At 68.1% G+C, this 20,590-nt stretch carries 17 protein-coding genes; 7 read left to right on the top strand and 10 right to left on the bottom strand.

Annotation, left to right across the window (positions count from 1 at the left end; genetic code table 11):
- Positions 1-118 precede the first annotated feature (118 nt).
- The 6 genes from ACM6LU_RS01140 to ACM6LU_RS01115 all read right to left on the bottom strand — a co-directional run bounded on the left by ACM6LU_RS01140 (position 119) and on the right by ACM6LU_RS01115 (position 7,204).
- On the bottom strand, positions 119-766 hold the full coding sequence (locus ACM6LU_RS01140) for a response regulator (RefSeq protein ID WP_414935692.1): 648 nt from the start codon (positions 764-766) through the stop codon (positions 119-121).
- Between the two features lie 469 nt (positions 767-1,235).
- The gene (locus tag ACM6LU_RS01135; protein ID WP_414935691.1) at positions 1,236-2,072 is read right to left on the bottom strand and encodes an NAD(P)H-binding protein; all 837 of its coding nucleotides are present in this window, start codon (positions 2,070-2,072) and stop codon (positions 1,236-1,238) included.
- A gap of 11 nt (positions 2,073-2,083) precedes the next feature.
- On the bottom strand, positions 2,084-3,442 hold the full coding sequence (locus ACM6LU_RS01130; protein WP_414935690.1) for an MDR family MFS transporter: 1,359 nt from the start codon (positions 3,440-3,442) through the stop codon (positions 2,084-2,086).
- 237 nt (positions 3,443-3,679) lie between these two features.
- Entirely contained in the window at positions 3,680-4,216 is a 537-nt protein-coding gene (locus tag ACM6LU_RS01125) for a GtrA family protein (protein WP_414935689.1), read from the bottom strand.
- A 200-nt stretch (positions 4,217-4,416) separates the two neighbouring features.
- Positions 4,417-4,917, bottom strand: coding sequence for a GtrA family protein (locus tag ACM6LU_RS01120; RefSeq protein ID WP_414935688.1), 501 nt, complete (start codon positions 4,915-4,917; stop codon positions 4,417-4,419).
- A 10-nt stretch (positions 4,918-4,927) separates the two neighbouring features.
- Entirely contained in the window at positions 4,928-7,204 is a 2,277-nt protein-coding gene (locus ACM6LU_RS01115) for a sigma-70 family RNA polymerase sigma factor (RefSeq protein ID WP_414935687.1), read from the bottom strand.
- 308 nt (positions 7,205-7,512) lie between these two features.
- On the opposite strand from ACM6LU_RS01115, the gene ACM6LU_RS01110 reads away from it, so the two are divergent.
- The 5 genes from ACM6LU_RS01110 to purE all read left to right on the top strand — a co-directional run bounded on the left by ACM6LU_RS01110 (position 7,513) and on the right by purE (position 12,725).
- Positions 7,513-8,385 (top strand): GGDEF domain-containing protein, encoded by an 873-nt coding sequence (locus ACM6LU_RS01110; RefSeq protein ID WP_414935686.1) that lies wholly within the window; start codon positions 7,513-7,515, stop codon positions 8,383-8,385.
- Positions 8,386-8,466: 81 nt separating this feature from the next.
- Positions 8,467-9,825 carry a glycosyltransferase 87 family protein gene (locus ACM6LU_RS01105; protein WP_414935685.1) on the top strand — a complete coding sequence of 453 codons (1,359 nt, stop codon included), beginning with the start codon at positions 8,467-8,469 and terminating at the stop codon, positions 9,823-9,825.
- A complete protein-coding gene (locus tag ACM6LU_RS01100) occupies positions 9,800-11,020 on the top strand; it encodes a glycosyltransferase 87 family protein (protein WP_414935684.1) in 1,221 nt (406 codons plus the stop codon). Before ACM6LU_RS01105 ends, ACM6LU_RS01100 begins: the two co-directional genes overlap by 26 nt.
- Positions 11,021-11,033: 13 nt before the next feature.
- Positions 11,034-12,218, top strand: a complete 1,185-nt coding sequence (locus ACM6LU_RS01095) for a 5-(carboxyamino)imidazole ribonucleotide synthase (protein ID WP_414935683.1) — start codon at positions 11,034-11,036, stop codon at positions 12,216-12,218.
- A 9-nt stretch (positions 12,219-12,227) separates the two neighbouring features.
- Entirely contained in the window at positions 12,228-12,725 is a 498-nt protein-coding gene (gene purE / locus ACM6LU_RS01090; RefSeq protein WP_414935682.1) for a 5-(carboxyamino)imidazole ribonucleotide mutase, read from the top strand.
- A gap of 72 nt (positions 12,726-12,797) precedes the next feature.
- Here purE and ACM6LU_RS01085 read toward each other — a convergent pair whose 3' ends face one another.
- Positions 12,798-14,447: a class I adenylate-forming enzyme family protein gene (locus ACM6LU_RS01085; RefSeq protein WP_414935681.1), complete on the bottom strand. Its 1,650-nt coding sequence runs from the start codon at positions 14,445-14,447 to the stop codon at positions 12,798-12,800.
- 104 nt (positions 14,448-14,551) lie between these two features.
- On the opposite strand from ACM6LU_RS01085, the gene ACM6LU_RS01080 reads away from it, so the two are divergent.
- Both ACM6LU_RS01080 and ACM6LU_RS01075 read left to right on the top strand, forming a co-directional pair.
- Positions 14,552-15,724 carry an acyl-CoA dehydrogenase family protein gene (locus tag ACM6LU_RS01080; RefSeq protein ID WP_414935680.1) on the top strand — a complete coding sequence of 391 codons (1,173 nt, stop codon included), beginning with the start codon at positions 14,552-14,554 and terminating at the stop codon, positions 15,722-15,724.
- A 569-nt stretch (positions 15,725-16,293) separates the two neighbouring features.
- Positions 16,294-16,719, top strand: a complete 426-nt coding sequence (locus ACM6LU_RS01075; protein WP_414935679.1) for a DoxX family protein — start codon at positions 16,294-16,296, stop codon at positions 16,717-16,719.
- Between the two features lie 72 nt (positions 16,720-16,791).
- Here the strand turns inward: ACM6LU_RS01075 and ACM6LU_RS01070 are convergent, their stop codons facing one another.
- The 3 genes from ACM6LU_RS01070 to ACM6LU_RS01060 form a co-directional block, all read right to left on the bottom strand.
- Entirely contained in the window at positions 16,792-17,499 is a 708-nt protein-coding gene (locus tag ACM6LU_RS01070; protein ID WP_414935678.1) for a TIGR03089 family protein, read from the bottom strand.
- A 9-nt stretch (positions 17,500-17,508) separates the two neighbouring features.
- Positions 17,509-18,825 carry an LCP family protein gene (locus ACM6LU_RS01065; RefSeq protein ID WP_414935677.1) on the bottom strand — a complete coding sequence of 439 codons (1,317 nt, stop codon included), beginning with the start codon at positions 18,823-18,825 and terminating at the stop codon, positions 17,509-17,511.
- Between the two features lie 89 nt (positions 18,826-18,914).
- Complete coding sequence (locus ACM6LU_RS01060; protein WP_414935676.1) at positions 18,915-20,456, bottom strand: LCP family protein; 1,542 nt, start codon at positions 20,454-20,456, stop codon at positions 18,915-18,917.
- Between the last annotated feature and the right edge of the window lie 134 nt (positions 20,457-20,590).

The following is a 20,590-nucleotide window of genomic DNA, read 5'->3' as shown; positions in this document are numbered from 1 at the left end:
CCCCTCGAACGGTGCGAGGGCCCCACCCTTCGCACTGCTCACCCTGCCGGGTGCGGTGTCCCGGGCGCATGGGACTCCGGTCCCGACCTTGCCCGAAAAGCCGCCCTATCCGGGGTGTTCAACGACCGAGTCCCGCTTCACGGGCGAGGACGATCGCTTCGGCGCGGTCTGCGACATGAAGTTTGCTGAACACGTTGGAAATGTGGTTCCGCACGGTTTTCGGGCTGAGGCACAGGGTGCTGGCGATGGCGGTGTTGCTGTGCCCGCCGGCGATGAGCGAAAGGACCTCTCGTTCGCGGACGGTCAGTTCCGGGAACACCGTGTCCGCGCTCGGCTGAGAGTGGTTGAAGAAGCCGAGAACGCGCGTCGCGATGTCGGGCCCGAAGATCGCTTCGCGCCTTGCGACGGCGTGAACGGCACGGATGATCTCGTCCGGTTCCGCGTCTTTCAGCAGATATCCGCGGGCGCCCGCCCGCATCGCGGAGAATACCGATTCACTTTCGTCCGCCATGGTCAGCATCAGCACGCCGACGCCGGGTTGTTCGGCGACGATGTGCCGAGTCGCTTCGGCACCGCTGAGATCGGGCAAGTGCAGGTCCATGACCACGACGTCGGGTCTGAGGGCGCTCGCCGCGCTGATCGCGTGCGCCCCGCTCGCGGCCTCGCCGACCACGCCGATCTTCGGCTCGTTGGAGAGCAAGGTGCACACCCCGAACCGGAACAGTGGATGGTCGTCGACCACGAGTACGCGAAGGTGTCTGTCCATGTAGTCCCCCTGTATCCCCGAGGCGGCACGCTAGCGAGAGGACCGGCCGGGAACAATGCGCGGTCCGGACAGTGGACCCGGCGAGAATTAAACGCCTGATGAGTGTCGCGTATCGCGGGAACCAGCCCAAGTCTTTAACCCTTTCGGTCCAGCCTTGGGAGAGCGAGGAACTAGTTCAGCCCGCACGTCTTCATGGTCGAAGGCGCGAACGATCAACGGCACGCCACCGCCTTGGTGAGGACGCTGACTGAGGTGCCGGGCGAGTCGTGACGTATGCGAACGGGGACAGTCACCTGGTGACGGTGCCCGGCACGGGGCACGGCCTGGTGGCGACGATCAACAACACCGTGTCGCGTAGCGCAAGTCATTGACCTTCGGTTCAGGCCGGGGGAGCAAGGGACCTTTGCTCTCGCTTACTTAGGAATGCTAAGCGAGTGATAGCAAAGGTCCCTCGCTCTCTTTTCGCAGGTCAGGCGAAGGCGGGAGCGTGCTCGCGGGCCCAGTCGGCGAACGTCAGTGGCGCCCGGCCGAGGAGTTCGCGAACGGTGCCGAACACGATCCCCTCGTTCCCGGCGGACTGCCGTTTGAGCTCGAAGATCCCGTCGACGGCCGAAGCGGGCCAGCCGAACCCGAGCATCCGGGCGCGGGCGTCGGCTTCGGGCTCTTCGGCGTAGGTCAGCTGTCGACCGAGGGCGTCGCCCAGGATCTCGACTTGCCGCCGCGTCGTGAGGGCCTCGCCACCGGTGATCGGATACGTCTCGCCCGCGTGCCCGCCGGTGGTCAGCACCGTCGCGGCGACCTCGGCGATGTCGCGGACGTGCACCAGTGCGGATGCCGGATCGCCTTCGGGGACGCGGATGACGCCGTCCCCGCGCACGGCGTGCAGCCAAGCGAACCGGTTGTCCATGAACGTGCCCGGACGCAGGATCGTCCAGTCCGGCCCGGCCTCGCGCACGGCCTGTTCGGCCGCGGTGTGCACAAGGGAGATCGGATCGGTCTGTCCGAAGTGGACGCCGGTGGTGGAGAGTTTGACGACGTGCGCGACATCGGCGGCCGCTTTGAGCACCGTTCGTTCCTGTGCGAGCGGATCCGAACCGTGCCCGGAGGTCAAGATGAAGACGCGATCGACGCCGTCGAGCAGCGCGGGGTCGAAAGCGTCGAGATCGCCGGCGACCACTTCGGCACGCGGATCGATCCGGGCGCGGGCGGGGTCACGCGTCAGAGCGCGTACGCGAGCGCCTTTGCTGAGCAGTGAGGGAACGAGTTCGCGGCCGATTTTGCCGGTGGAACCGAGAACGAGAATCATCGAAGAACTCCTTAGTGGTGGCGCCGCAGGGAAACGCGCGGCAGGAAGAGGGAGGCGGCGAGGCCGATCGCCAGGGCGGGAACCATCACCCAGAACACCCCGTTGAGCGCGGAGGCGTAGCCACTGGGACTTTCGGTGCTGAACGAACTCGTGAACACCACGCCGAAAACGGTCAGCCCGGCCGTGGTGCCGAGGGAACGAAGAAAGCCGACGGTCGCCGAAACCGCGCCGAGATCGGTGCGGGGCACGTTCTGCTGGGCGGCCATGGAAAGCACCTGCATGGTGAGACCGGCCGCCGCACCGAACACGACGAGGTAGGCGACGACGAGCGGCAAGGGCGTCATTTCGTCCATTGTGGACATCGCGAGGGCGGCGGTGAGGCCGAGCGTCATGCTGAGGATCGGCGCCCAGCGATAGGCGCCGGTCTTGGCGATGACCCGGCCCGCGACCATCGACGACACGGCGACGGCGAGCGTCATGGGCAGCAGGAGAAGCCCGGCTTCCGACGGCCCGGCGCCGCCCGCGGTCTGCAGGAACAGCGCCAGGTAGTTGACCGAACCCAAGAAGACGAACCCGGCGGCGGCACTGGCCAGCACGCTGAGGCTGAACATCCTGGCGCGGAACAGCCGAAGCGGGATGATCGGCTCGGCCGCCCGCCGTTCGATGATCAGGAAGGCGACGAGCAGCACGACGCCGATCGACGCGGACAGCGGTGTCGCCAGCGTCAGTCCGACGATCGCGCCGGACAGGGCGACGATGCCGGCGAAGTCGAACGGGGCGGTCGTCCGGCGCCGTTCGAGCCGCAGGCATCGCGCGACGATGACGAAGGCGGCCAGCCCGATCGGCACGTTGACTCCGAAGATGGACCGCCAGCCCGCGAGGTCGGTCAGCACGCCGCCGACGACCGGACCCGCCAGCGAGGACCCGGCGAAACAGATCGAGAACCAGGCGAAATAACGCGCGCCTTCGCGGCCGGGAAACAGTTCGCCGATGATCGCGGCGACCGCGACGAACAGGCCGCCGGAGCCGACACCCTGCAGGACGCGGGCGGCGATCAGCAGCGGCATCGTCGGCGCGAACGCGCAGGCGAGAGAGCCGAGGACGAACAGCGCGATCGCGACGAGAACGACACGTTCACGGCCGAACAGGTCACCGAGTTTTCCATGGACGGGCGCGCTGACACTGCCCGCCAGCAGGTAGGCGGTGGTGACCCAGGCGAACGACGTGGCGCCGCCGAGTTCGCCGACCATGCGAGGCAGGGCGGTCGCGACGACCTGGGCGTCGAGCATCGCCAGGAACACGGCGGCGAAGAGCCCGACGAGGGCAAGGGTGTTTTGGGCGCGCGGAGGCGCCCCGGGAGCGGTACTCAAGAAAGAGATCCATTCACTGGAACGAACGAGGGCACGCGAAGGACGCGGAGCAGTGCTCCGAATCCCCGCCAAGACGGGAAAAGGCTCAACCGTCATCCGAACCGGATGCGGTCCTCTTCGCGCTTGGCGATCACCTCGGATTCGTCCCGCTCGACCCGTGCGAACCCGGCCGGCGTCAGCAGTGAAGGAACGTTGACATGGATGACCCTAAACAATCACATGTCTTTTGACAAGTATCTATCGGAGAGGAACGACGTCGTCGTCCTCGTCGCTGTCCCGGCGGCGTTTGCCCAGCTCGTCCGGGAAGACCCACTTCTTGAAACCCCAGAAGCGGAAGAACATCGCCAACAGCATGCCGATGATCGACCCGCTCGTGAAGTCCGCGAACTCCTGGACGAACCGCGTCACGTGCGGCACTTCGAGATCGAAGATGTACCGCGACGTGTAGAGCGGGATCAGGTTGACCACCACGGCTATCCCGCTGATCACGAAGAAAAGCGCGGCCTCATGATGCCGCTCGCGGCCGCCGCGGGTCCGGAAGGACCACTCGCGGTTGAGGATGTAGGACACGATCGTCGCGACGATGATCGCGATCGCCTTCGCCGTGGTCGGCTTCGGCTCCAGCACGCTGAGCTTCAGCAGGTACCAGACCCCGTTGTCGACCAGGAACGTCGTGCCGCCGACGATCGCGAACTTCAGCAGCTCGCGGTGCTTGATCAGCACGGATCGGAGCGGCTCGGGCGTCCGGGAAAGGACGGATTCGACCACGGTCACCCGACCATTCTAATTCGCGCGGGCCGTCCAACGGGCCGGCAGGGCACTGTCGGAGCGTTATAGGACACTTTGGGCGATTCTTCGGCGGTGGACCGGACTTCCACGACGTCACACGTGTCCCAGCCGTACCACCTGTATGTGCTGATACTTCGCTGGCCGTGAAGCCGGTAGCAAGGGACCTTTGCTATCGCCGACGCGGGTCAGGCCGCTGAGTCGTCCCGGTCGGCGGAAGAACTCCGTCCGCCGCCCCGCAGCAGCCGCGGTCGCGCCCCGGCCTCCGGGAACACCCATTTCTTGAACGACCACCAGCGGAACGCCGTGCCGAGCAGTGTTCCGATGACCATTCCGCTCACGAAGTCCGCGATCTCCTGTGTCAGCAGGCCGACCCGCGGCTGTTGCAGCCCGAGTACCTGTCGCGACACCAGTTGCGGAAGCGCGTTGAGGCCGAGCGCGATCGCACTGAGCAGGAAGAAGAGCGTCGCCTCGTGAGGCCGCTCACGGCCACCACGGGTCCGGAAGGACCATTCACGATTCGCCACGTACGAGAAAACGGTCGCCACCAGGACACCGATCACCAGCGCTGTCACCGGTTTATCGGTCAGCACCGTGAACTTCAGCCCGTACGTCACCGTCATCGTGATGACGAAACTCGCACTCCCGACCACGGCGAAACGCAGCATCTCGCGATGCTTCCCCAGCATGAGGGGCACGTTACTGGAAAATACGGTCGCCTACCCCATTGGGCTCCGTGGTCGGCTTCGACTTGCCCGGCCGCGGCGGCGCGCTCGTGGTCGCGGCCGGTGGGGCGGGCTCCTGTTTCGCGGGCTCTGAATGTGTCGCGGACGGCGCGGGCTTCTTCGATGGAGAAGGCCACACAGGCCGCCCCGGCTTCGTTGTCTCCGAAGTGGCCGGAGGCTTCGAAGTGGCCGGAGGCTTCGAAGTGACCGAAGGCAGCGAAGGAGGCGTGGACGGTGGAAGCAGCGCGGAGTCGTCACACCAGTGGTGCCAGCAGCCGAAGTGGACCTCCACCGGTTTCGCCTTCGCGACGCCGAGGGTGGCGTTCACCGTCACCGGGAGATTGGCCGCCGGGCGGCCCTTCAACCGGACCCACAGGCTCGCCTGACGTCCCGGAGTCAGCGAGTCACGCGAAGTGCACGACGCGCCTTCGCCGGTCGGGCTGCACCGGATGCCGGACACGCTCCAGGAGCTCAGCACGCGGTGATCGAGAGTGATCGTCACCGGCTTCGTGGTCTTGCCCGTGTTCTTGACCCGGATCATCACCAGCGGGTTGCGGTTCCAGGGGAACGCCGACAGCCCGTCGCTCTCGGCACGGAGCGCGAGGTCGTCCGGCGGCGGCTTCACGGTGACCCTCACCGAAACCGACACCTTGATCAGCGCGCCCGCCGTCACCGAACCGGTCACCATGCCGCCCGCTTCGGCGGTTTCGTCGGCACGTAACCGGAACGTCAACACCGCGGCCTGTCCCGGTTCCAGGCCGGTGCCGGTCTCGCAGGTCACCGTGCCGGTGCCGCCGGGGCAGCTCACCGCGATCGGGGCCGGCCCCGCCTGCTGCCGGAAACCGCTGACGCCCATCCCGCCACCGCCGCCGGCGGGAACGGCCGTGACACCCTTCGGCAGTTTCAGCGAGACCGCGACCGGCTCGGACTTCGATCCACCGTCGTTGCGCACGGTGATCGGCAGGTTGGTGTCCTCGCCGGGCTTGAGCTGGACGCCGCCGATCGGGGCCGACGCCGTCATCACCGGCGGCGACGGGATCACCGGCGACGACGCGGGCGGGGGCTCCTCGGCGGGCGGAGGCTCCTCAGCGGGAGGCGTCGTGGGCGGCGGCACGACCGGAGGAGGTACCACCGGGGGCGGCTGCCGAGCGGGAGGCACGTCTTGCGCCGGAGGCACGGCGGGCGGGACCGCCGGAGGCACGGCAGGGGGGACCGCGGGAGCGGGAGCCACGGCGGGCGGCGGGACGGCCGCGGCGGCCGGGATCTCCTGGGTGCCGCCACCGGCGGCGAGTGCCACCGCGACGGCGGCGACGATGGCCGCGCTCGATCCGGCCACTCCGGCGAACTGGCGTGGTCCGGCCGCGGCGGCACCGGCCGCCCCGCCCGAACTCGAACCCGCGGCGGCGGCCGTCGCGACCGCGGTGACCGCACTCGCCTTGCCCGCCCCGGCGGTGGCCAGGTAACCGAGAGCCGCGCCACCGAGCACGATCGGCGCGATGATCCCGCGCAGACCGCCGTTGATGTCGGCCAGTTCCGCGGCCAGCGCGCGGCAGTTCTCACATTCGTCCAGGTGGTTCTCCACCTGGGCCCGTTCACGTTTGGACAATCCGTCGCGGGTCCACGCGCCGAGCTTGTCCGCACTCGCGCGACAGCGTTCGCCGGAGTTCTCGGCCAGGTGCACCTGCAGATACGCCTGCCGCAGGCCTTCACGGGCCCGATAGGCGAGCGCGGACACCCCGTTCGCGGTCAGTCCCAGCAGCGGCGCGACCTCGGCGGGGCTCTGCTCCTCGATCTCGGTATGCCACAGCACCGCCTGCCACCGCTCGGGCAGCCGGGTGAAGGCCTTCGCGGCGAGCGTGCGCTCGAGCCCGGCGACGGCGGTGTCGGAGAAGGGGACTGTCAGCGCTTCGCCGACGGCACCGCCGACATCGGACATGTCTTCGTTGAGGTCGACGCGCTTGTCCTTGCGCGTCTTGTCGTAGGCGGTGTGCCGGAGCGCCGTCAGCAGGTACGCCCGGAACGCGGTGTCGGGGCCCTTGCCGACGCGCAGCGTGTCCAGCACCTTCGCGAAGGCTTCCGAAACGAGGTCGTCGGCTTCGGAACTCGACTTGGCGAGCTGGCGGGCGAGGTTGTGCGCCGCGCCGGCGTGACGTTCGTAGAGCGTTCCGTAGGACGCGATCTTCCCGTCACGCACCTCGGCGATCAGCTCGGCGTCACTCTTACCGGAGAGATCGGCGGGAACGGTGGACACGGGACTCCTTCATCAGCGGGTTCGGCGCATCTACTCTTTAAACGCCCGAACGCGCTCAGTGTGACGGACTGGGCGACGCACGTCACCTCGCGGCCCCGTCGATGACCCGGAGGGCGCAACACCTTCACCCGGCCTGGGTCGGATTTCGAGCTGCGCGCGTAGCGCGTCCGTCGAGGGCGGTGGCGGGGGCATGGATGGAGGGTTCGGAAAGATCCTTGGGAAACGCCGTCACGCCCGGCATGGACCGGCGTCCCCACCGTGAAGCGATCGCAAGATCGAAAAGATCGGGACGGAAGGGGCGGTGGCCAGTGGACGTACCGGCGACCGGTGCGCCGTCCGGGGGACCCGACGGGCAAGCCGCCTGGAACCGGTTCGAACGAGATCGCTCCCTCCGCGCCCTGCGGGCTCGCTGGCGGACCGCCAGCCTGGCCGCGGGCTGGCGATTCCCCAGTGACTGGGGCCTCCCCGAGGTCGACGCCGTCTGCGCGGCGGTGATCAAGAACGGCCGGTCCGTCCCCGTCGACGTGGCGGAAACCGCCCTCGCGGGACTGGGCCGGGCACGCGCCGCGGCGGGTGCCGGACTGGCTGAGACGCTCGCGGATCTCGCGGCGTTGCACGCGGTGCTCGCCGGCCCGGACGCGGTGGACGGTTTCCTCACACCGGATGTCGACTCCACGCCTTCCCGGCTACTCCGGGTGACGGCTTTGGCGTGGGCGGACGTGGCGACCGATCAGCTCGTGCACACCGAAGTCACCGAACCGCTCACCGGACTGCCCACGGCCGCGTACCTCAGGACCCGGTTGAGTGAGCTGTACCGCCAGGCCCGCCGCGAAGGGCGGCCGGTCGCGGAGGCGCACACCCTGCTCGTGGTCTCGATGGACTTCGGTTCGGTCGCGGGCTGGCCGCGGCTGACCGGGATGATCCTGGTCGCGGACGCGCTGAAGCAGGTCTTCGACGGCGGCGAGAGCGTCGCCTCGCTCGGCCCGTCGGTCGCGGGCGCGCTGGTGCCGAAGGACGTGAGGCTCGCTTCGTCCGGCGTCGCGCTGCGGCGGGCGCTCAACGAGCGGCTTTCGGTGGACGCCCAGTTGCGTGACACCGGCCGTCCGCAGATCTCGGCCGTCCGGCTCCCGGCGACCTACGACCAGGCGTGCGATCTCCTCGGCTCCCTCGCCCGGTCCTGAACCGGGATAGCGCAAGACGTTCTCCAGGTCGCGGGCGACCCAGTCGAGGTGCGACGACCCGGTTCATGATTTCCTGTTTGCGTGACCCGGACTGTTCCCGCCGACGCGAACGGCGACGTATCGGCGAGCCGCCCGCAGCATCGCCTCTCGTTGCGCCGCTCGCTCGCTCGCTTGTCCGTCCGGCCGAGATCGATCTTGATCCTCTCGGTGATCCCGCTGGTCGCGATCGGTTTCGGCATCTGGGGTTGGCAGCACGAATGGGTGCTTGGCGTCGACAGCGCGGTGTACCGCGCCGGCGCCGAGACGCTGCTGAACGGCGACCCGCTGTACGACTCCAACACGCTCGCGGTGGAGCCTTGGTGGGCGTTGCTGCCGTTCACCTACCCACCGACGGCCGCACTGCTCTTCATCCCGCTCGCACTGGTTCCGACGCAGGTCGCCTGGGGGCTCCTGACCGCGGTTTCGCTGCTGGCGCTGGCGCTGTGCGTCCGGATCGCGATCGGCGCGCTGCCGAAACCGTCGACCGACGGCCCCCGCTGGTGGGCCTCGCCCGCACGGTCGACGATCGCGTTCTTCCTGGTCTTCCTCGGCCTCGAGCCGGTGTGGCGCACGACCTTCCTCGGCCAGATCAACATCATCCTGATGGCGCTCGTGATGCTCGACATCCTGGTCGTCGGGGCGAGGGGCAGCCGCTGGGGCGGGGTACTGGTCGGTGTCGCCGCCGCGGTGAAGATCACCCCGATCGTCTTCCTGGGGCATCTGTTCATCACCGGCCGCCGCATGGACGCCATCCGCGGGTTCATCACGTTCGTCCTGATGCAGGGCCTGATGTTCCTGATCATCCCGCATGACACGGTGCGTTACTGGACCTACACCGTGTTCAACACGGGCCGCATCGGCCCGGTGCACTGGGCGGGCAACCAGTCACTGAGCGGGCTGTTGAACCGCTTCACCGAGCTCGCGCCTTGGGCGTCGAACGCGGCGCTGGGGATCGGCGCGCTGCTCGCGATCCCGGCGATCTGGCTGGTGCTGCGCTTCCACCGCAAGGGCCAGCCGCTCGCGGCGATGCTGGTGACGGCGTTCTGGATCCTGCTGATCTCGCCGATCTCCTGGACGCATCACTGGGTCTGGGTGGCGCCGCTGGTCGTGCTGCTGGTCTCGCGGCTGCCGAAGACCACGCCCGCCACGGCGTGGAAACGGTGGCTGGGCACGTTCGCGGTGTTCTTCGTCTTCATCAGCTGCGTGCTGCTGATCCTGCCGAACGGCCGCAACGTCGAGCTGCACTGGCAGGTGTGGCAGAACATCCTCGGCAGCGCGTACATCTTCATGCCGCTGGTGCTGGCGCTCGCGCTCGCCGGGCGCTGGTGGTATCTGCGCCGGAAGCGGCTTACCGGAGCTGGGGACGACGGCGAGCATGCTGAAATCGCGACCGGCGGCTGAGCCACGGCTCGTCGGGGTCACGCTGGCGGGCGTGCTCGCCCTGGCGATGCTCGTGCTGGGCATCGCGGCCTGGCTCGGCGAATGGCACCTCGGCGCGGACAGCGCCGTCTACCGCGCCGGTGCCCTCACCCTGCTGAAGGGTGAACCGCTCTACACCCGCGAGGCGCTGACGACCTTGCCGCCGTGGGTACTGCTGCCGTTCACCTACACCCCGGCCGCGGCGCCGTTGTTCCTGCCGCTCGCGATCGTCCCGGCCGGGCTGACCTGGGGAGTCGTCGGCGCGCTCTCGCTGGTCTGCCTGAGCGTCGTGATCTCCGTGGTCGCCCGGGCCTGCGGTGCTCCCACCACCCGATGGTGGGTACTGCCGCTGGCAACGGCGGGCGCGCTGGCGCTGGAGCCGGTCTGGAAGACGATCTTCCTCGGCCAGATCAATCTCATCCTGATGGCGCTGATCGTCCTCGACGTCCTGGTGCTTTCGGCGCGCGGTTCGCACTGCGCTGGATCAAGATGGGCCGGGGTGCTGATCGGGATCTCGGCCGCGATCAAGCTGACGCCGCTGATCTTCGTGCCGCACCTGCTGTTCACCGGCCGCTGGAAGGACGCGCTGCGAGCGCTCGGCACGTTCTTCGCGCTCGAAGCGGTGATGTTCGCGGTGATCCCCGGCGACGCCTTCCGGTTCTGGACGGAATCGGCGACCGACCCCAGCCGGGTCGGTTCCGTGCACTGGATCTTCAACCAATCGCTCAACGGGCTGGTGAACCGCGCTTCGGAACACGCGCCGTGGTCGCTGACGGTGGCCATCGCGATCGCCGCCGTCCTGGCCGTACCCGCCGTCTGGCTGGTCGTGCGCCTGCACCGCCGCGGTGACCCGGTCGGCGCGCTGCTGGTGACCGCGTTCTACGGGCTGTTGGTCTCGCCGGTGTCCTGGTCACACCACTGGGTGTGGACGGCGCCGCTGCTCGTCCTGCTCGTCATCCGCCGATCGTGGGTTCCGGCCGCGGGCGTCGCGGTGCTGTTCGCGAGCGGCGTGATCATGTTCGTGCCCAACGGCGGGGAGACCGAGTTCGGCTGGGGGCTGGGCTGGTCGCTGCTCGGCAACGTCTACGTGCTCACGGCTGCGACCGCCATCACAGGCCTGGCCGTGCGGGAGCTGCGACGCGGGTCCGCCCAGGTCGCGGCGGTGGCGGCCAAGTAATCTCTCCCTCGTTATGGACAAACGAACCGGTCTTCCGATCGTGGGCATGGTGGGCGGCGGACAGCTGGCCAGGATGACCCACCAGGCGGCGATCTCCCTCGGCCAGTCCCTGCGCGTGCTGGCCGCCGGGGAGAACGAATCCGCCGGCCTCGTCGCGGGCGAGGTCGTGCACGGGCACCACACCGACCTCGAAGCGCTGCGCTCGTTCGCCGCCGGGGTCGACGTGCTGACCTTCGACCACGAGCACGTTCCCGGCGAGCACCTGCTGACGCTGGCGATGGAAGGCGTCACCATCCGGCCCGATCCGGCCGCGTTGTCGATGGCGCAGAACAAACTCGTCATGCGCGAGATGATGGCCGGACTCGAGATCCCCGGCCCCGAGTTCGCCGAAGTGTCCTCTGTGGACGACGTGATCGCCTTCGGTGACAAGCACTCGTGGCCGGTGGTGCTCAAGGCGGCCCAGGGCGGTTACGACGGCCGCGGCGTCTGGATGCTCGACACCGCGCAGCAAGCGCGCGAAACCGTTCCTGAGCTGCTCGAAGCCGGAACTCCTTTGCTGGTCGAGGAAAAGGTCGTCATGCGGCGCGAACTCTCCGCGCTGGTGGCCCGTTCGCCGTTCGGACAGGGCGCGGCGTGGCCGGTGGTGGAGACCGTGCAGTCCGGCGGGATCAACACCGAGGTGCTCGCGCCCGCACCGGGCCTGAGTTACGCGCGCACGCAGGAGGCGCAGGACCTCGCGCTGCGGATCGCCGCGACGCTGGACGTGACCGGGCTGCTCGCCGTCGAGCTGTTCGAGACCGACGAAGGCCTGCTGGTCAACGAACTCGCCATGCGTCCGCACAACTCGGGACACTGGACGCAGGACGGCTCGCGGACCTCGCAGTTCGAGCAGCACCTGCGCGCGGTGCTCGACTACCCCCTCGGAGCGACCGACCTGATCGCTCCCGCCTGCGTGATGGCGAACGTCCTCGGCGCCTCCGAGGCGCCCGAAATGGGGCCGGACGAGCGGCTGCATCATCTGTTCGCGCGGTACCCGGACATTCGCGTTCACCTGTACGGCAAGGGAGAGCGCCCCGGTCGCAAACTCGGCCACGTCAATCTTGTTGGCGAACGCATGGAGGAACTGCGTGATCGCGCGCTGCTCTCCGCGCACTGGCTTTCCCACGCCGTCTGGCTCGACGGCTACGAGATTCACTAGGAGTTGAAGATGTCGCCGCAGGTTGGCCTGATCATGGGCAGCGATTCGGACTGGCCGACGATGGAAGCGGCAGGCCAGGCGCTGGACGAGTTCGGCATCGAATACGAGGTCGGCGTCTACTCGGCGCACCGCACTCCGCAACGGATGCTCGACTACGCGACGTCGGCCGCTTCGCGCGGTGTGCGCGTGATCATCGCCGGCGCCGGCGGCGCCGCGCACCTGCCGGGCATGGTCGCGTCGGCGACCGTGCTGCCGGTGATCGGTGTGCCCGTCCCGCTGAAGTACCTCGACGGCATGGACTCGCTGCTCTCGATCGTGCAAATGCCTGCCGGTGTCCCGGTCGCGACGGTTTCCGTTGGCGGGGCACGGAACGCGGGCCTGCTCGCGGTGCGGATCCTCGCCGCGTCCGACGAAGGACTCCAGGCGAAGATGGCTCGGTTCCAGGCGGACCTCGAGCAGCTCGTGCTCGACAAGGACGCCGCACTGCGCAAACGCGTCGAAGGCTGACCGCAATTAGTCCTCTAGTTGCGGTAGTTCGTCGTCGAACCACCGCAACTAGAGGACTAATTGCGGTGGGGGTCACTCGGCGAGTTGCTTCCGCAGCTCTCGCTTCAGTACCTTCCCGGCGGCCGAAACCGGGATCTGGTCGACGAAGTGGATCGCCCGCAGTCGTTTGTACGGCAGCACGCGCCCGCTGACCGCGTCCATGAGCTGGTCCGCGGTGACGTTCTCGTCGCTGCGGACCACGAACGCGACCGGCAGTTCGCCGACCTCGGTGTCCGGCTTGCCGACGACGGCCGCCGCGGATACGCCGGGCAGGGTGATCAGCAGCTCTTCCAGTTCGCGGGGGAACACGTTGTATCCCTTGTACAGCAGCATGTCCTTTTTGCGGTCCACAATGGACAAGTAGCCGTCCTCGTCGAGAACGCCGATGTCGCCGGTGTGCAGCCAGCCGTCGACGAGCGCGGCCGCGGTTTCTTCGGGGCGGTTGCGATAGCCGGTCATCACCTGCGGCCCGCGGAGGCACACTTCGCCGCGTTCGCCGGACGGCAGGGGATTCTCACCGCCTTCTGCCGGGACGATCTTGATCTCGGTGTCGGGTAACGGCAGGCCGACCGAGCCGACCTTGCGGGTGGCGGAGCGAGAGGACGGCGCGATGACCGCACCCATGGTGACCTCGGTGAGGCCGTAGCCCTCGATGACGAGCACGCCGGAGAAGCGGTTCTGCAGGGCGCGGATCATTTCGTGGTTCATCGGCGCGGCGCCGGAGCCGATGGTCAACACCGAAGACAGATCGGCCGTGTGGAACTCGGGGCACGCGAGCAGAGCGGCGAACAGCGCGGGCGCCCCGCCGATGGTGGTGACGCGCAGCATCTCGGCGTCGGCCACGTACGCGGCCGGGTCGAAGCGGTCGTGGAGGACGATGGTGCCGCCGTCGAGCAGTGGGACGTTGAGCGCGGCGATGGTGCCCATGGCGTGGAACCACGGCGTCAGGTTGAGGGCGATCCCGGTGCCGATCCGGGACGGCCATTCGTCCTGGCCGCCGAGCTGCTCGACGATCACCTCGCCTGACGCGTCGAGGGCGGGCACCGCGCCCAGCCGCCAGCAGGAACTCTGCAGACTGTTGACCACCACGTTCCGATGCGGCAGGCAGACACCTTTCGAGCGACCGGTGGTGCCGCCGGTGTACGCCAGATGGGCGAGATCGCGGTAGATGTCGATCTCCACGTCCGGCCGCTCGTCGGGGTGACCGGAGTGGAACTCGGTGAACTCGACTTCGCCTTCGTTCAGTGCCTCGGGCGGGTGAACGACGATGCTCAGGCGGATCGAGGTCCGGTCACGGATCGAAGCGAGCACGCGCGCGACCGGGCCGGCCGTGACGGCGGCGACCGCCCCCGCGTCGGCCAGCTGGAAGGCGAGGTCCTCCGGCGGAAGCAGGGGGTTCGCCGGGCTGAAAGTGGCGCCCGCGAGCAGCGTCCCGTAATACGCGACCGGGTACGCGAGGCAGTTCGGCAGGTGGAGCGCGACGACGTCGCCCCGCCCGATGCCCTCGGCACGCAGCGCGTTCGCGAACCGGCAGGCCGCGCTGTACGTCTCGGCGAAGGTGAGGCTCTGGTCTCGGTGGGCGAAGGCCGTGCGGGAGCCCCAGCGAGCAGCGGCGCCGGCCAGCACCGAGCCGACCGGGACCTCGGGATAGTCGAGCGATCGGGGGAACGGAGTGAGCTGCATCACTCGAACGTACGGACTTTGCGGTCAAGGACACAAGCGCTCGCGATGTCGCGGAATGTGAACGAGCGCTAACATCGGTCGAACTCCCATTCGCGTTAGAAGAGGTGACAAAGGTGTCTGACGGCCCGGGTCTCTACCAGCTTGCCGAGGAGCACGAAGAGCTGCGGGCCGCGGTCCGTGCCTTGGCGGAAAAGGAAATCGAGCCGTACGCGGCCGAGGTCGACGAGAACGAGCGCTACCCGCTCGAGGCGTACAACGCGCTGGTCAAGTCGGGTTTCAACGCCGTCCACATCGGCGAGGCCTACGACGGCCAGGGCGCGGACGCCATCGCCGCCTGCATCGTGATCGAAGAGGTCGCGCGTGTCGACGCGTCGGCGTCGCTGATCCCGGCGGTCAACAAGCTGGGCACGGTCCCGATCATCCTTTCGGCGTCGGAAGACCTCAAGAAGCTGGTGCTGCCGTCGATCGCCTCCGGCGAGGCCTCGGCGTCATACGCCCTTTCGGAGCGCGAAGCAGGCTCGGACACCGCGTCGATGCGCACCCGCGCGAAGCTCGACGGTGACCACTGGGTGCTGAACGGCACCAAGTGCTGGATCACCAACGCGGGGGAATCCTCCTGGTACACGGTAATGGCGGTGACCGAACCCAACGCCGAAAAGAAGGCCAACGGAATCTCCGCGTTCGCCGTGCACAAGGACGACCCTGGCTTCACCGTCGGCTCGAAGGAGCGGAAGCTCGGCATCAAAGGCTCGCCGACCCGCGAGATCCACTTCGAGAACTGCACCATCCCGGCCGACCGCATCATCGGGGAGCCCGGCACCGGCCTGAAGACCGCGCTGCGCACCCTCGACCACACTCGCCCGACCATCGGCGCGCAGGCGCTGGGCATCGCGCAGGGTGCGCTCGACGCGTCCATCGCGTACGTCAAGGAGCGTAAGCAGTTCGGCAAGGCGATCGCGGAGTTCCAGGGCGTCCAGTTCATGCTGGCCGACATGGGCATCAAGATCGAGGCCGCCCGGAACCTCGTCTACGCCTCCGCCGCGGCGACCGAGCGTGGCGACAAGCGCGGCGGCTACATGGCCGCGGCCGCGAAGGCGTACGCGTCGGACATCGCGATGTCGGTGACGACGGACGCCGTGCAGCTCTTCGGCGGCGCGGGCTACACGCGCGACTTCCCGGTGGAGCGCATGATGCGCGACGCGAAGATCACGCAGATCTACGAAGGCACCAACCAGATCCAGCGCATGGTCATGGCACGCGCCCTGCTCAAGGGCTGATTTCTCGCGACGCGCTTGGGAACTCCGCGTTTCGTCCTCTAGTTGCGGTACTTGCACGTGCAAGTACCGCAACTAGAGGACTAATTGCGGGTGAGATCGCACCTTGGGGGTGGCCGACCTCGACCACGGATTCTTCCTTCTCGTCGGAGTCGACGTCGTGCCGCGTGACGCCGTTGTCGATCGACCACGTGCCGCCGAGGGTGTGGTGGAATTTCAGGGCCAGTTCGCCCAGGGGTGAACGCCATCCACGTGTAGCGCGACACCGTGAACTCGGTGCTCCAGCTGGACCAGTGGAGCCATCGGGAGCCGTCGCAGCAGAAGGCCAGTTGTCGCTCGGGTACAGCATGCGGTCCGATCAGACCTTCATCACTCAAGCAGGAGATTCTGCCCGCAGGTCGCCGTACCGGGGGAATAACATCCACGACCTTCCGCAGCGGACATGCCGCCGATCGGGCTTGGTTCCTGTCGGGTACCTGTCGATCACGCTCCGGAGGTGCCGCCGGAAGCGCCCGGTGCCCTACCGTGATCCGGGTAAGTTGAATATTCACCGACCAGAAAGCTGATACCCGATGTTCGCTCGTTTCAAGGATGTCGCCCTCCTGCTGGGCCGGATCGGTGTCGGTGTGGTCTTCCTCGCACACGGCCTGCAGAAGTGGGAAAACGGGATCGACGGCACCGCGAAGTTCTTCGAGCAGACAGGCATCCCGCTGCCGACGCTCGCGGCGATCTTCGCGATCGCGGTGGAGATCGTGGGAGCCATCTTGTTCATCGTCGGTTTCTTGACGCCGCTGGTGGGCCTCGGCTTTGTCGTGGTCTCCGTCGGCGCGCTGCTCTCGGTGCACCTCGACAACGGCCTGACCGGTCAGGGCGGTTACGAATTCGTCCTCGTCCTGGCGGTGACCGGGCTCGCGCTCGGGTTCAACGCCGGAAAGCTGTCGCTCGACCACGTGCTCTTCGGACGCAAGCGTGAAGCGAAGCAGCTTCAGGACGCCTGAGTTCACCTCGGCAAAGGTGATGAACGGGACTTTCATTGCAAAATTTGCAATGAAAGTCCCGTTCATCGCACGTCAGGCGGGGAGATCCGCGGTCGTCCGTTCGGCTTCGCGCCGAGAAGCCAGTTTGGCCGGATCCGCGTCGGTGACCTGGACCAGATGCGCACCGGCCGCGAGCGGCGTCAGGAACCCCGAGAGAATCCCTTCCTCGCTCGCCCATTCCACAGTGGACAGAACGCGATCCGCCGCGGACAAGCCCGCCGAGGAAGCCCGCGAACGGGCTTCGGCCAGCACCTCGTCCACAGTGGACGAACCCAGTGCCGGGGTGTCGCCGGGAATGGGCGAGAGCGGGCGGAACTGGTCGCCCGAAAGCCGGGCTTCGGTCAGGTAGTCCAAGGCCCCGTCGGGCACGGAACCGGCGGGCAGTCCGAGGCCCATCGGGTGCAGCGAGACGACGGCCGTCGCGGCCGCGCCGGAAACGCCGTCCGGCGCGATGAACGCCACCCGTGCGCCCGCGGTCTCCGTCACCACCCTGGCGCCGCACCACCACGCGCCCAGCAGGACGCCGGCGGTCTGCCAATGCGACGGCAGCACCACGGCGACCTCGTCGCCTGGTTCGACGTCGAACTCGTCGACCAGCCAGTTCGCCGTCTTGGCGGCCCAGTTCACCGTGGTCGTCACGGACAGTTCGACCCGGCTGCCCTGCTTGTCGTCGTAGTGCGTGATCAGCGGTTTCGCGGGCGACCCGAGCAGGGGCCGCAGCAGCAGTTCGGTGAGGCTCACGCCCTCACGCTAGTTCACGCAGGGAACGCTCGACGCGGCGAGCAGCGGAGCCGCGCCGGAGGACCCGCCGCCCCCGCCCCGGCCCACCAGGCCGGAAACGAAGGTCCGCACGGCGGCGGGGTCGATCTCGACGATGCTCTGGCCGTCCGCGCTGCGGCCGTTGACGTTCACCACCGGGATGGTCGTGAACGTCAGGTCACCCGACGCGATCCCCTTCGCCTGCTGCGCGAACTCCAGCAGGTCCAGATCCTCGTCCAGGACGATCGACCGGCGAACGACGTCCATCAGGCCGCTCATCGTCGACGGGCTGGTGAGCGTGCCCGCCGAGAGCACCTGGTTCAGCGCCGAGGACAGGAAGGTCTGCTGTCGCACGATGCGGTCGAGGTCGCCGCGCGGCAGGTTCTTCCGCTGGCGCACGAAGGAAAGCGCTTCGCCGCCCGAGACGGTCTGCTCGCCGCGCCGGAAGTTCGCGCCGGAGTCCTTGTCCTCGGTGGAGTGGTTCAGGCAGACCTTGACCCCGCCCAGCGCCTCGGTCAGCAGGTAGAACCCGAGCAGGCTGACCTCGGCGTAGTGGTCGACGCGGAGCTGGGTCAGGTCCTGAACGGTCTGGACCAGTGCCTTGCGGCCCTCCTGGTCGGAATCGCGTTCGAGTCTCGCCTGGTCGGGCTCGCCGCGGTGCGCGTTCGCGTAGTCGGTCTTCGCGACGCCATACGCCGAATTGATCTTGTTCGGGCCGCGGCCGGGGATGTCGGTCCAGGTGTCGCGCGGAATCGAGACCCCGGACGGCTTCCCGCCGTTCTTCGGGATGCGCAAGATGATGATGGTGTCGGTGTTGACGCCCGCCTTCTCCTCGGTGCGCAACTGCTTGAGGACCTTGAGCGGCAGCGGGTTGCCCTGCGCGTCGGTGCGCGCGTCGCTGCCGACCAGGAGGATGTCGATCGCGCCGTCGTCGGCGGGCGGTGCGGCGGGATCGTCCGCCTTGCTCAGGGCGTTCGTCGTGGGGACGTTGCTCTGCAGCTGGTCCTTGGTGACGTACGCGTAGCCCGTCGTGCCGAGGGCGAGCAGGGACACGAGACCGAGCGCGATCCGGCGGGTGACCCGGCCGGCGCGGCGCAGCGGGCGCTCCGGCAAGGCGAGTACGCCCGAGACCGCTTCGTCTTCGGGCGGGGTGGATGGCTGGGGGAGGGGATTCCGCGGGTACGGCGTCGGGACGAACCGAGACTCTTCGTCACTCTCGGTGTCCGAAGTGGCGTCTTCTTCCGGTTCCGGGTCTTCGGCGTCCAACTGCTCAGAACGCTCATCCGCGTCTTTGTCTTCGCTGTCCATCCCTGTTCACCTCCCCTGGCGTACCCACTGATCCGATCGTAGGAGAAGGCTAGGCCACCGCGAGGTCGGCCACGCTGAGTACCCGCTCATTAATTGACGCAGGGCACATTGCCCGCGACGATCGGCGTCGTGCTGGGTACCGCCGGAGCGCTGGAGGGGGGCTGAGCAGGCTTTGAGGGGGTCGACGTCTTCGGCGGGGTCGTGGTCGCGCCGCCGGCGGCAGCGCCCTTGAAGTCCTTGCCGAGCAGGACCCGGACCTTGCCCGGGGCGACGTCGCGATCGGCTTCGGTCTGGACCGCGGTGCCGAAGACCTGCTTGATCAGGGCGAGCGCGTCCTCGTCGCCCGGCGCGTACCGGACGACCGTGGAGTTGCGGGTGCTGAGCTTGGCGTCGGCCGCGAGCTTGAAACCCTTGCTCTGCAGAAGGTTCCGGGTCTCGGTGGCCAGGGTGGGGGAGCCTGAACCGTCGAAGATCTCCACCGTCACCGCTTCCGCGCCCGGCAGCTTGGCCGAGGTCTCGGTGGGCGTGGTCTGCCCGTCGGAGGTCAGGCGGGTGATCTCGGCCTGCACCTGCGCCGGGTCCACCCGGAGCACGGCGGCGCCACCGATCGTCGCGTCGCCCTGGGTCGGGATCGTGTGGAATTCGACGTTTCCGCTGGTCAGGCCACGCATCTGCGCGGCGAACTCCGGCAGGTCCCAGCCCGCCGACAGCACGACCGACTTCTTCACCGCGTCGATGAGGTTCGCGATCTTCGCCGGGTTGACCAGGACGTCGGAGGACAGGACCTTGTTGGCCAGCCCGGACAGGAAGGCCTGCTGGCGCGCGATCCGGTCGAGGTCGCCGTTTTGCAGGTCGTATCGCTGGCGGACGAACGCGAGTGCCTGGACGCCTTCGACGGTCTGCCGTCCGGCGGGCAGGTCGACGCCGGACTTCCGTTCCTTGACCGGCCCGTTCAGGCAGACCTCGACGCCGCCGATCGCCTTGGTGATCTCGTAGAAGCTCGACAGGTTCACCTCGGCGTACCGGTCGATCATCTTCGGCTTGCCGATGAACTTTTCCAGTGTCGCGATCAGGTTCTTGCGGCCGGCGTCCTTGGCCTTGGCGTCGACGTCCTTGAGGTCCGAGTTGCCCTGCTGCTGCAGTGTCTTCGACGTGTCGTTGTAGGCGTACACGTACGCGCTGTTGAGCTTGTGCTTGCCGAAGCCGCCGGTGATCTCGACCCACGAGTCACGGGGGAAGGAGAACGCGACCGCCTTTTTGCCGTTCTGCGGGATGTGCACCAGGATCATCGTGTCGGTCTGGCGCTCGCCGTCGGAAACCCCGGCATGCAGCATGTCGAGGACCTCGCGCGGCAGGGGGTTGCCCTGCGCGTCGGTGCGGCTGTCCTGGCCGACGAGCAGGATGTCGATCGCGCCGTCCAGCGGTTTCGCCGGCGGGTGACCGTTGTCCTCGAAGATGTTCGTGGTCGCGAAGCCCTTCGTCGGGTCGCCGATGAACTGCCAGCCCCACCAGGTCAGCGCCAGGATCGTGATCGAGACCAGGCTGAACACGACCTTCACCCCACGGCGGGCGAACACCACGACGCCGCCGTTCCGGCGTGCCGGACGGGGTGGCCCGGGCCACTCGGTCACGTGCGGTCCTCCACGAATCTCCCCAGGGCACACGCGTGCCTCGTCCACGACTCTACTGACCCTGGTGTTAGACGTCCGTAGGCTGGTGGGAGGTTGCCCCGGTCGTGCACACTCGGCTGGGCCGGAAGTCGTAA

The sequence above is a fragment of the Amycolatopsis sp. cmx-11-51 genome (assembly GCF_047608665.1).
Lineage (GTDB): Bacteria > Actinomycetota > Actinomycetes > Mycobacteriales > Pseudonocardiaceae > Amycolatopsis.
The sequence above is the reverse complement of the archived record's forward strand: the minus strand, read 5'-3'. Positions and strand labels throughout refer to the sequence as shown.

What these genes read in the sequence shown, in the direction of transcription:
- ACM6LU_RS01140 (WP_414935692.1), bottom strand. Translation starts at nt 766, where the DNA reads ATGGACAGACACCTTCGCGTACTCGTGGTCGACGACCATCCACTGTTC.
- ACM6LU_RS01135 (WP_414935691.1), bottom strand. Translation starts at nt 2,072, where the DNA reads ATGATTCTCGTTCTCGGTTCCACCGGCAAAATCGGCCGCGAACTCGTT.
- ACM6LU_RS01120 (WP_414935688.1), bottom strand. Translation starts at nt 4,917, where the DNA reads ATGCTGGGGAAGCATCGCGAGATGCTGCGTTTCGCCGTGGTCGGGAGT.
- ACM6LU_RS01100 (WP_414935684.1), top strand. Translation starts at nt 9,800, where the DNA reads ATGCTGAAATCGCGACCGGCGGCTGAGCCACGGCTCGTCGGGGTCACG.
- ACM6LU_RS01095 (WP_414935683.1), top strand. Translation starts at nt 11,034, where the DNA reads ATGGACAAACGAACCGGTCTTCCGATCGTGGGCATGGTGGGCGGCGGA.
- purE (WP_414935682.1), top strand. Translation starts at nt 12,228, where the DNA reads ATGTCGCCGCAGGTTGGCCTGATCATGGGCAGCGATTCGGACTGGCCG.
- ACM6LU_RS01085 (WP_414935681.1), bottom strand. Translation starts at nt 14,447, where the DNA reads ATGCAGCTCACTCCGTTCCCCCGATCGCTCGACTATCCCGAGGTCCCG.
- ACM6LU_RS01075 (WP_414935679.1), top strand. Translation starts at nt 16,294, where the DNA reads ATGTTCGCTCGTTTCAAGGATGTCGCCCTCCTGCTGGGCCGGATCGGT.
- ACM6LU_RS01065 (WP_414935677.1), bottom strand. Translation starts at nt 18,825, where the DNA reads ATGGACAGCGAAGACAAAGACGCGGATGAGCGTTCTGAGCAGTTGGAC.